Genomic DNA, 10019 nt, shown 5'->3' with positions numbered 1-10019 from the left:
CGCCTGCGACGGGGAGATCACCCGCATGGTCTTCGGGCCCGACTCCCAGATCCTCAACGTCGGGCGCACCAAGCGGATCTACCCGGCCCACCTGCGCCGCGCGGTCATCGCACGCGACAAGCACTGCCAATACCCCACCTGAGGCGCACCACCACCCCTGTGCGAAGTCCATCATTCCAAGCACTGGTGCAGAGATCACGGTGACACCGACGTCACCGCCGGAGTGCTGCTGTGCTACTACCACCACACCGTGGTGCACAACAACGGCATCGAGATCCGCTGGAAGATCGGCGGGGGTTGGGCCTTCACCGACCGCAACGGAAAATCGCTCGAACGAAAAGTCTCCTGGTAACCGAGAGATCAGTTCGACAGCGCGACAAGAATCGACGCGAGTGCTCTTCCGCCATGCGTACCGGGTGGGCCAGCGCGCTTCTTTCGAGCGCGCCAGCTGGGTCGGAGCTTTTCCGTCGTGCGTGCCAGGTGGATCGAAAGCTCCGAGCGTGCCGGGCGGGTCAGAGTTCCTCCGTGCCGGCCCAGATACCTACGTCGCCATAGCCTTCTTCCCCATGATCAGGGCGCGCACGCCGGGAAGCAGCAGCAGGGTGATCGAACCCGCGGCCAGGGCGAGCACGACGACCATGCCCGCGGTCCCGACCCAGCCGAACCCGACGAAGAACACCCCGCCGAGCCAGCCGAACAGGCTCGACCCGGCGTAGTAGAAGAGGTTGTACAGCGACGACGCCTGTGCGCGGCCCGTCGTCGCCAGGCTCCCGGTCCAGCCGGACGCGACCGCGTGCGCGGCAAAGAAGCCAGCCGTCGCGACCAGCAGGCCGGCAAGCACGACGGGCAGCACGGACGACAGGGTCGCGAGCACGCCCGCGATCATGGCCGCCACCGCGCCCAGCAGGACCGGTCGCCGCCCGAGTCTCGCGGCCAACGCCCCCGCCCGCGCCGCGGACCAGGTGCCCGCGAGATACGCGACGAACAGCAGGCTGATCACGCTCTGCGGCAGGTTGAACGGCGCCGCCGCGAGCCGGAAGCCCAGGAAGTTGTACAGCGCGACGAACCCGCCCATGAGCAAGAAGCCCTGCGCGTACACGGCGAGCAGCCGCCGAGAGCGCAGGTTCACCGACAGCCGCGCGAGCAGTCCCGCGACGTCGCCGTGCTCGCGTGAACTGCGCGGCACGAATCCGCGCGGTTTGGGGACCAGCACGATGAAACCCGCCGCGGCGACCGCACACAGCACGGCGACCGCGAACACTCCGACCCGCCAGCTCGCCAGTTCGGCGACCGGACCGGCCACGAGCCGGCCGAGCAGTCCGCCGACGGACGTGCCGGCGACATACGTCCCGGCCGCCCGGGCCGCGTGCCGGACGTCGATCTCCTCGCTCAGGTAGGCGATCGCGATCGCCGGCACCCCGCCGATCATCGCCCCCTCGAGCAGCCGTCCGGTCAGCAGGAGCGCGAAGCTCGGAGCGAACGGGACCAGCAAACCGCACGCAGTCGCGGCGACCACCGCGATCGACATCGCCCGCACCCGGCCGATCCGGTCGGCGACGACCGACCACGGGATGACGCCGATCGCCAGCCCGATCGTCGCGGCCGAGACGACCAGCGACGCTCGCGCGGCGCCGATCTTCAGGTCGGCGGCGATCAGCGGGAGCGCCGCCTGCGGCGAGTAGAGCTGCGCGAACGTCGCGATCCCCGCGAAGAACAGCCCCGCGAGCAGACGGCGGTACTCGGGACTGCCGTGCGCGTGACCGGCCCAAAGTTTGGCCGCGCCGGGTGCCCGGTGGTCAGAGACGGTCGAGACGGTATCCATTCCTCGAACGGTACGAAACATCAAGAAATACGTCCAATACATCCTGGCGACCCAATCACATACACTGCGGGCATGAGTCGTGATCGTCTGGACCGCGTCCTGCCGCTCCTGCCGGCCTTCGTCGCGCTCGCCGACACCGGTCAGGTGACCGCGGCCGCCGATGCGCTCGGGGTGCCGCAGCCGACACTGACCAGGTCTCTCCAGCGAGCCGGGTCCATCCTGGGCGTCGCGCTGTACGAGAAATCGGGCCGAGGTGTCCGCCTGACCCCCGCCGGCGAAGCCTTCCTGCCATTCGCACGCGAGGCGCTGCGCAACGTCGAGGCAGGCATGGCCGCCGCCGCCGCACCGCTGCGGGGGCGGGTCGCGGTCGCCTTCCAGAACGTCCTCGGCGAGGACCTCGTGCCAGCACTCATCCGGGCCTTCCGCGCGGACCATCCCGGCGTCGAGTTCACCCTCGCGCAGGGTTCGCGTGCGCACTGCCTCGAGCTGTTGCGCTCGTCCCGCGCGGATGTCGCGTTCCTCTCACCGCCACCCGCGGACGACGTCTTCGCGGTCGTCCGCATCGGCGCCGACGAGCTGGTCGTCATCGTCTCGCGAGCCCACCGGCTCGCCGGGCGCACGACCGTCCGGCTCAAGGAGCTCGCCGGGGAGCCGTTCGTGCTGATGGCCGCCGGGTTCGGGCTGCGCTCGACCGTGCAGGAACTCCTGAACGGCGCCGGCATCCAACCCACGATCTCCTTCGAGGGCCAGGACATCCACACGATGGTCGGCCTCGTCGCGGCCGACCTGGGCGTCACGATCGTGCCCCGGCGCGACTACCCGGCCACGGTGCGGGCCCTGGGCATCCACGACGTGCGCGCCGAACGCCAGATCGTGCTCGCCCACCCGGCGGACCGCCCGCTCGGCACCGCCGCCGAGGCCTTCCGGTCACTGGTCGCCACCAGGGGCCCAGGCATCGCCGCGCGCGCCTTCCTCGGCGCCCCGGCGTAAGGCGGCCCCCGGACTTGTCAGCCGCCGCGCGGCCCAGAGACCGCGCTCGGGCTGACAAGTCGTCGGTGCCCCCCTCGCGGGGCAGCCCGTTCCGGGCTGAAAATGGCGTGTCAGCCGCTGCGCGGCGTATACCGCGCGCTCGGGCTGACGCGTCGGCCGGCCAGCCAACGCGTCAGTAGACCACCGCCAGGTGCCAGCTGCGGTGAACGAAAGTCCGGGTCGAGTCCGGGTCGGAGTCGTAGTCCGGGTCGGACCGGGCAGGGTCCCGCTCCCCCGCCCGGACGCGAGTTCGCCGTTTTCTGCCGAGTTCGCCGATCGAAAACGACGAACTCGCGTGCGGACCGGCGAACTCGAGCCCAACGCCGCCCTACGCCGCCCGACGCCGTCCGTCGTCGCCACCGGTGTCAGCGGCCTTCTCCGCGAGCACGACGGAGCGCGCCCGCCGAGACTGGACCCAAGCGGCCCGGATGCGCAGCGAGCCATGAATCCGGGTCTGGGTGTATCGCAGGGTGTAGCCAAAGTGCACCAATGGGTGAACGGTCGATACACCCAGCCACACACCCAGCCCCATTCCGCGGTCGGGCTGGCCCGAAGCCGTTCAGTGCAGCCCTCAGTGCATCGAAGGTGTAGCTCTGGCGCACTTTGGCTGCACTGAGGGCTGCACTGAGGGCTGCACTGACCTCGTCGGGGCTATCGATGCCTATGGCCGTCGCCCGCGCCTGCTGACCGACATCTACCTCGGATCGTCCCCCCGATCTGACCGTCCCCCACCGTCAGCCCCAGCGCGGCGTATACCCGCGCGCCAGACCCGACACGTGCCACAAACGACTCAGCCCACGAGCGAGCGCAGGAACGCCATCGAGGACCGCACGTCCTTGACCGGCCCCTCGTCGCTCGGCTCCGCCGCGAGGATGGTGTCCTGCTCCAGGACGTACCACCCGTCGAAACCCACCTTCTCCAGCGCGCGGACGATCGCCGCCAGGTCCACGTCCCCCTCGCCGAGCGGGACGTAGATGCCCGCGCGGACCGCGTCGGTGTACGACAGCTCCCCCGACTGCACCCGGGCTGCCAGGTCCACCCGGACGTCCTTCGCGTGCACGTGGTTGATGCGGTCGGCGAACGTCGTCGCCAGCTCGGCCGGGTCGGTGCCGCCGATGAGCAGGTGACCGGTGTCCAGGCAGAGCGCGATCGTCGAGCCGGCGAGCACCCGCAACACCTCCGCCTTCTTCTCCACCATCGTGCCGACGTGGGGGTGCAGGGTCGCCTTGACCCCGCACGAAGCCGCGTAGGCAGCCAGCCGGTCCAGGTTCGCGCACAGGGTCGCCCAACCGGCGTCGTCCAGGGCGGGGCGCTCGTCGTACCCGTCGAGACCGGACGCCGCGGCGAGCACGAGCACGTCCCCGCCCGCAGCCTCGAAGCTCTCCAGCTCGCGGCGCACGCCCGGCAGCGGGTCGTGGTCCGGGTCGTGCAGGATCACCGGCACGAAGGCGCCGACGGCGGCGAGGCCGTACGGCGCGAGCGCGGCCGCGCGCTCGGCGGGGGCCTGCGGCAGCCAGCCCTGCGGGCCGAACTCGGTGGCGGTCAGGCCCAGCGCCTTCATCTCGGGCAGCACGCGCGACGGGTCCATCTGGTAGCCCCAGCCGGGTACCTCGCACACGCCCCAGCTGATGGGTGCTCCAGCGATCTTCATGGTCACTCCTTGCGGTGGAAGGGAAAGCAGAGGGTGGCGCTCGGGCGGCTCAGCGCACCGGGACGGCGACCCGAGGGCTCGGCGAGCCGACGGCGACCCGCTCGCCGGTCCGGGCGCTGCGGGTGGCCGCGTCCGAGAGCACCAGCGCCGCGCGCCCGTCCAGGATCGACGGCGAGGGCGCCGTGCCGTGGGTGACGGACTCGATGAAGTGACCCAGCTCGAGGCGGTAGGCCTCGGCGTACCGCTGCAGGAAGAAGTCCAGGTAGGGGCCGTCGGCCGAGCTCTGCTTCCTGCCGGAGTAGCGCACGGAGGTGGCGAGCTGGTTGACCGCCTCCAGCATGCCCAGCGGACCGAACGCCTCGAGGCGCTGGTCGTAGCCCGACGCGCAGTGCCGCGAGTTGATGATCGTCGCGACCGCACCGCTCGCCGCGGTCAGGGTGACGACGGCGGCGTCGAAGTCGCCGGATCCCCTGAACGCCGGATCCAGCGTCTGCCCGGTGGCGCTGACCTCGACGATCTCGCCGAGGAAGTACCGCGCGGTGTCGAAGTCGTGGATCGTCATGTCGCGGAAGATGCCGCCCGAGTCGGCCAGGTACGCCACCGGCGGCGCGGCCGGGTCCCGGCTGATGATGGTCAGCTGCTCGAGCGGGCCGATCTCCCCGTGGGCGACCCGGGCGCGAATCTCGGCGAACGTCGGGTCGAACCGGCGGTTGAACCCGATCATCACGGAGTCCTCCTTGCCGGCGATCGCGGCCAGGCACTCGTCGACCCGCTTCATGCTCAGGTCGACCGGCTTCTCGCACAGCACCGCCTTGCCCGACTGCACGGCGCAGACGATGTGATCCACGTGCGTCGGTGTCGGTGAGCCGATGATGACGGCATCGACGTCGTCCGCGGCGAAGACGGCGGCCACGTCCTTGGTCGAGCGCGCGCCATAGCACGCGGCGACGTCGGCCGCGTTGTCGCCGAACGGGTCGGACACCAAGATGAGCTGGGCGTCGGGGTGCTCAGCGACGGTCTTGGCGTGCACCGCCCCGATCCGGCCGGCCCCGATGATGGCGATCTTGAGCATGTGCGAGGTCCCTCTTCACTGAGGTCGCGGAAACCAGGGGCAATCGCCCGAGGCCATGTCTACAGTTGTACCGACAGAGTTGACGCGCGTCAACCCCATGTCCGGACATATGCTCAAGGCCCTTCAACAAGAGGATCCCACCGATGAGACGGTCCCCCACCCAGGCGGACGTCGCCGCCCACGCCGGGGTCTCGCGCGCGCTCGTCTCGATGGCCTTGTCCGGGCGTCCCGAGGTCGCGCAGTCCACTCGGGAGGCGATCCTGGCCGCGGCAAGCGAGCTCGGCTATCGCGTCAACGCCCCCGCGGCCAACCTCGCCCGACGACGTACCGGGCTGCTCGGCCTGGTCCTGCAGGACGTGTCCAACCCGTTCTTCAGCGAGGTCGCCGCGCACCTCCAGGACGCCGCGGCCGACGCCGGCCTGACGACGCTGCTCAACGACGGGCGACGCGACGCGGGCCGGGAGGCCGCGGCGGTGGAGACGTTCCTGGAGCTGCGCGTCGACGGCCTGGTGATCGCCTCCCCGCTGCAGGGCTCCGCCGCGCTCGCGGCGATCGGTCGTCAGGTGCCGACCGTCGTCGTCGGCCGCCCGGGGCCGGTGCCGTCGGTGGACTTCGTGCACGTGGACTCGGTCGCCGGCGCCCGGCGGGCCACCGAGCACCTGCTCGCGCTCGGGCACCAGGACATCGCCTACCTCGACGTCGCCGCGGGCGTGAGCGAGCCGCTGATGGTGGACCGCGTCGCCGGCTACCGCGCCGCTCTCGAGGCCGCGGGCCTCGGCGGGCGATCGAACGTCATCCCCGACGTCGCGGCCGACGGCGACGCGACCGAGCGGGCCCTGGTCTGCTCGCCTCGCCCGACCGCGCTGCTCGCCCACAACGACGTGACGGCGGTCGCGGCCCTGGGCTTCCTCGCCCGGGCCGGGATCGAGGTCCCGCACCGGATGTCGGTCGTCGGGTACGACAACACCCGGCTCGCCGCGATGCCGCAGTTCAACCTGACCACGGTCGACCAGCCGAGCGAGCGGACCGGGCACGCCGCCTTCGAGCTGCTCACCGAACGACTCGGCGGGCGCGACCAGGCCCGAACCGTGGTGCTGGATCCGGACCTGGTCGTGCGGCGCTCGACGTCGAGCAGGCGCTAGCTCACCCGTGCGGGCGCTTGTCGCCGCCCCACGCGCCGCGATCCCGTCCGGGTCGACAACGACCGAGGACCTCCGGGATCACGCACCCGGAGGTCCTCGGTCGTTCAAGCCCGGCATGCCGCGACGTACACGAGCACCCGGGTGAGTGGAGCTACCCGACCTTGACCTCGCGACCGCCGTCGGCCGCGGAGTCGACGACCGCCTGCAGCAGCCGCAGGTTGTGCACACCGTGCGCGAAGCTTGGGCACGGCGGGAGGCTGTCTTCGACGCCGGCCACCTGCTCGAGGAAGGCGCGAGCCTGGAACACGAACAGGTCGTTCTGGCCGTAGTTGACGCCCGGGAAGTCCATCGCCATCCCGCCGGCCAGGTACGGGTGGGCGGGTCCCACCAGCACCTGCCGGTAGCCACCGGTGGCGCCGGTGACGGACGAGTCGCTGAAACCGAACTCCCCCGGCCGGACCAGGTCGAAGGTCGCGGCCCCGCCCGCGGTGAACAGCTCGAAGCCGAGCGAGTTGGGCAGGCCGTGCGTGACGCGCGAGGCCGAGAACGTGCCGGTGGCACCGGACACGAAGCGCGCCGTGAAGGTGACGAGGTCCTCGTTCTCCACCGGCTCGCGCACGTCGCTGAGCTCAGCGGCCCCGTGCCCGACGGCGGCTCCCGCCGGCAGCGCCCGCTCGGTGATGTACGTCGACAGCACCGCACCGCTGACCGACTCGATCGGGCCGTAGAGGTACTCACCGGTGTCGACAATGTGGCTGCCGATGTCCGCGAGCGCACCCGAACCCGGGCCGCCCTTGTACCGCCAGCTCATCGGCCCGTTCGGGTTGTTGCCGTAGTCGCACCAGTAGTGCCCGTTGAAGTGCATCGGCTTGCCGATCGCGCCGGACTCGACCTGTTCGCGGATCCCGCTGATCGCGGGCGACCTGCGGAACGTGAAGCCCACCCCGGTGACGAGGCCGGGCGCCGCGTCGGCCGCCGTGACCATGGCCTCGGCGTCCTCGATCGTCGGGGCGAACGGCTTCTCGCACAGCACGTGCTTGCCGGCCGCGAGCAGTCCCTCGACCACCTCGCGGTGCAGGTGGTTGGCGACGACGACGCTGACGATGTCGATGTCCGGCGCGGCCGCGATGGCCTGCCAGCTGGTCTCGGCCCGCTCGTAGCCGAAGCGCCGGGCGGTGTCCTGGGCGAACTGCGGGTTCAGGTCCGCGATGGCCACCAGCCGGATCTCCGGCAGGCCCGGCCCGTAGGCCGTCGTCGCGCTGCGGTATCCGGCCGCGTGCGCGCGGCCTGCCATTCCGGCGCCGATCACGGCGACGCCGAGGGACTCAGCGGACATCGGTTGCCTCCCTGAGGCCCCGCTCTGCAGCCTTCAGTGTGGCGACGGCGAGACCGAGCCCGTCGAGCTGGGACATCGAGGCGTCCTCGTGCTCGATGTTGACCGCCATGTCGGGGTCGATCTCCGCGAGCGCGGTCAGGAACTCCGTCCAGTACTCGACGTCGTGCCCGACGCCGACCGCCACGAAGCGCCACGGGGCGTCCTCGGGCCAGGCGTTGCACCAGTGGCCGATCCCGGTGGAGACCTTGTTCGGGTCGCTCGCATGTACCCGGGTGAAGCTGTCGTCCAGGACCCCGCGCAGCTTGACGCCGTCGAACAGCTTGGCGTCCTTGGCCGCGGCGTGGAACACGAGCGGGCCGAGGAAGCGGATGACCGCCGGGACGTCCATGCCCTGCCACATCAGGTGGCTCGGGTCCAGCTCTGCGCCGACGTTCGTCGCGCCGGTGCGGTCCACGAGGCGCTTGAGGGTGATCGGGTTGAACACCAGGTTGTGCGGGTGCATCTCGATGGCGACCTTGACGCCGGCCTCGCCGGCGAGGGCGTCGATCTCCTGCCAGAACGGCACCGCGAGGTCCCACTGGTAGTCCAGGACGTCCATGTAGACCCCGTCCCAGGGGTTGACGACCCAGGAGGGGTACCGCGAGTCGGAGTCGGAGCCGGGGACGCCGGACATCGTCACGACGCGCTTGACGCCGAGCAGGCCCGCCAGGCGGATCGTCTTGTGCAGGTCGTCGGCGTGCTTCGGGCCGACGCCGGGCAGGGGGTTGAGCGGGTTGCCGTTGCAGTTCAGGCCGGTCAACTCCAGGCCGCGGTCCGCGTAGAGCTGGAGGTAGGCCTTGCGGGCGGACTCCGACGCGAGCAGGGCGTCCACGGGGATGTGCGGGGCGGAGATGAACCCGCCGGTGTTGACCTCGACGGAGGTCAGGCCGAGGTCGCGCAGGATGTCCAGCGCCTCCTCGAGGGTCCGGTCGTGCAGACACGCGGTGTAGGCACCGAGCTTCATGAGGCACTCTCCTGATCGCGCCTGAGGCGACGCGTCTTCGTCGGCTTCCGCGGAGCGTCGTCGCTCGCGGGGTGGTGCGGGTCTCGCGGGTAGTGCGGGTCGAGCCAGCGCGTTTCGAGTGATTAGCGCGCGCTAATCTCAGGTTACTCATGTCCGAACATATGGTCAAGGCAGTTGCCGAAGTCGTGTGCACGGCCGCGCCCGGCTCGCAGCGAGCTGGCCGGCCAGGCCGCCAGCCGGCCGGTCAGCTGGCGAGCTGTTCCGCCAGCAGCAGCACGCCGATGCCGACCATCGCGACACCGGAGAAGCGAGACACCGCTCGCGCGGCAGCCGGGCGGGCCCGCAGTTGCAGCAGGACGGACGTCTCACAATCACCGAGCTCGCCGAGCGGGTCGGCCTGACCGTCTCCCCCTGCCATCGCCGCCTGCGCACCTTGGAACGATCCGGCGCGATCAGCGGCTACCGCGCGCACCTGGACGCGCACGCCCTCGGCCTGACGTTCGAGGCCCTGGTCTTCGTCACCATGCGCGGCGCGGACCGCGGGACGGTCGATGCCTTCGAAGAAGCCGTCGCCGCCGTCCCCCACGTGCTGCAGGCCCAGCGGCTCTTCGGCGACCCCGACTACCTGCTGCGCGTCATCGCCCGCGACCTGCCCGCCTTCCAGCAGCTCTACGACGACCGCCTCACCACCCTTCCCGGCGTCCAGCGCCTCAGCTCCACCCTCGTCATGAAGAGCGTCGTAGAAAGCCGCCCCCTGCCCCTGTGAAACCCGAGCCCCGGACGGCGAGGAGTTCTCGCGGCTCCCGGCGGCGGTCAGTGCAGCGCTCGGTGCAGCGAAAGTGCACCCAGAGTGCCGAATGGCCGCACTGAGCGATGCACTGAGCGCGGTGACGGGCCGAGTGGCAGATCCCGCCGAGCTGCCGACTGTTGCGGGACGTAGGTTCCATCGCGCGACGGAACGGGG

At 71.0% G+C, this 10019-nt stretch carries 11 protein-coding genes; 4 read left to right on the top strand and 7 right to left on the bottom strand.

Annotated elements, in window-relative coordinates; translation table 11 throughout:
- Positions 1-223: 223 nt before the first annotated feature.
- Complete coding sequence (locus VIM26_RS00130) at positions 224-352, top strand: hypothetical protein (RefSeq protein WP_331948272.1); 129 nt, start codon at positions 224-226, stop codon at positions 350-352.
- A 189-nt stretch (positions 353-541) separates the two neighbouring features.
- On the opposite strand, the gene VIM26_RS00125 is transcribed toward VIM26_RS00130, so the two are convergent.
- A complete protein-coding gene (locus VIM26_RS00125; RefSeq protein ID WP_331948271.1) occupies positions 542-1822 on the bottom strand; it encodes an MFS transporter in 1281 nt (426 codons plus the stop codon).
- A 72-nt stretch (positions 1823-1894) separates the two neighbouring features.
- On the opposite strand from VIM26_RS00125, the gene VIM26_RS00120 reads away from it, so the two are divergent.
- Entirely contained in the window at positions 1895-2812 is a 918-nt protein-coding gene (locus tag VIM26_RS00120; RefSeq protein WP_331948270.1) for a LysR family transcriptional regulator, read from the top strand.
- Between the two features lie 367 nt (positions 2813-3179).
- On the opposite strand, the gene VIM26_RS00115 is transcribed toward VIM26_RS00120, so the two are convergent.
- From VIM26_RS00115 to iolG, 3 genes are all read right to left on the bottom strand, one after another.
- Complete coding sequence (locus VIM26_RS00115) at positions 3180-3341, bottom strand: hypothetical protein (RefSeq protein ID WP_331948269.1); 162 nt, start codon at positions 3339-3341, stop codon at positions 3180-3182.
- 300 nt (positions 3342-3641) lie between these two features.
- The gene (locus VIM26_RS00110; RefSeq protein ID WP_331948268.1) at positions 3642-4502 is read right to left on the bottom strand and encodes a TIM barrel protein; all 861 of its coding nucleotides are present in this window, start codon (positions 4500-4502) and stop codon (positions 3642-3644) included.
- A gap of 49 nt (positions 4503-4551) precedes the next feature.
- The gene (iolG, locus tag VIM26_RS00105; protein ID WP_331948267.1) at positions 4552-5574 is read right to left on the bottom strand and encodes an inositol 2-dehydrogenase; all 1023 of its coding nucleotides are present in this window, start codon (positions 5572-5574) and stop codon (positions 4552-4554) included.
- A 143-nt stretch (positions 5575-5717) separates the two neighbouring features.
- On the opposite strand from iolG, the gene VIM26_RS00100 reads away from it, so the two are divergent.
- Complete coding sequence (locus tag VIM26_RS00100) at positions 5718-6716, top strand: LacI family DNA-binding transcriptional regulator (RefSeq protein ID WP_331948266.1); 999 nt, start codon at positions 5718-5720, stop codon at positions 6714-6716.
- Positions 6717-6867: 151 nt separating this feature from the next.
- Here VIM26_RS00100 and VIM26_RS00095 read toward each other — a convergent pair whose 3' ends face one another.
- From VIM26_RS00095 to VIM26_RS00085, 3 genes are all read right to left on the bottom strand, one after another.
- Positions 6868-8052 (bottom strand): Gfo/Idh/MocA family oxidoreductase, encoded by a 1185-nt coding sequence (locus VIM26_RS00095; protein ID WP_331948265.1) that lies wholly within the window; start codon positions 8050-8052, stop codon positions 6868-6870.
- Positions 8042-9055 carry a sugar phosphate isomerase/epimerase gene (locus VIM26_RS00090; RefSeq protein WP_331948264.1) on the bottom strand — a complete coding sequence of 338 codons (1014 nt, stop codon included), beginning with the start codon at positions 9053-9055 and terminating at the stop codon, positions 8042-8044. The genes VIM26_RS00095 and VIM26_RS00090 overlap by 11 nt, the downstream gene beginning before the upstream one ends.
- Before the next feature lie 244 nt (positions 9056-9299).
- Entirely contained in the window at positions 9300-9473 is a 174-nt protein-coding gene (locus tag VIM26_RS00085; protein WP_331948273.1) for a hypothetical protein, read from the bottom strand.
- Here VIM26_RS00085 and VIM26_RS00080 point away from each other — a divergent pair.
- Entirely contained in the window at positions 9402-9821 is a 420-nt protein-coding gene (locus VIM26_RS00080; protein ID WP_331948263.1) for an Lrp/AsnC family transcriptional regulator, read from the top strand. The genes VIM26_RS00085 and VIM26_RS00080 overlap by 72 nt on opposite strands.
- Positions 9822-10019: the final 198 nt, after the last annotated feature.

This window comes from Pengzhenrongella sp. (assembly GCF_036565025.1).
Classification (GTDB): Bacteria; Actinomycetota; Actinomycetes; order Actinomycetales; family Cellulomonadaceae; genus Pengzhenrongella.
Note: the sequence above shows the minus strand (reverse complement) of the source record. Positions and strands in the feature narration are given on the sequence as shown.

Coding starts and splice junctions, on each gene's coding strand:
- VIM26_RS00125 (WP_331948271.1), bottom strand. CDS start 1,822: ATGGATACCGTCTCGACCGTCTCTGACCACCGGGCACCCGGCGCGGCC.
- VIM26_RS00120 (WP_331948270.1), top strand. CDS start 1,895: ATGAGTCGTGATCGTCTGGACCGCGTCCTGCCGCTCCTGCCGGCCTTC.
- VIM26_RS00110 (WP_331948268.1), bottom strand. CDS start 4,502: ATGAAGATCGCTGGAGCACCCATCAGCTGGGGCGTGTGCGAGGTACCC.
- iolG (WP_331948267.1), bottom strand. CDS start 5,574: ATGCTCAAGATCGCCATCATCGGGGCCGGCCGGATCGGGGCGGTGCAC.
- VIM26_RS00100 (WP_331948266.1), top strand. CDS start 5,718: ATGAGACGGTCCCCCACCCAGGCGGACGTCGCCGCCCACGCCGGGGTC.
- VIM26_RS00095 (WP_331948265.1), bottom strand. CDS start 8,052: ATGTCCGCTGAGTCCCTCGGCGTCGCCGTGATCGGCGCCGGAATGGCA.
- VIM26_RS00090 (WP_331948264.1), bottom strand. CDS start 9,055: ATGAAGCTCGGTGCCTACACCGCGTGTCTGCACGACCGGACCCTCGAG.
- VIM26_RS00085 (WP_331948273.1), bottom strand. CDS start 9,473: ATGGCAGGGGGAGACGGTCAGGCCGACCCGCTCGGCGAGCTCGGTGAT.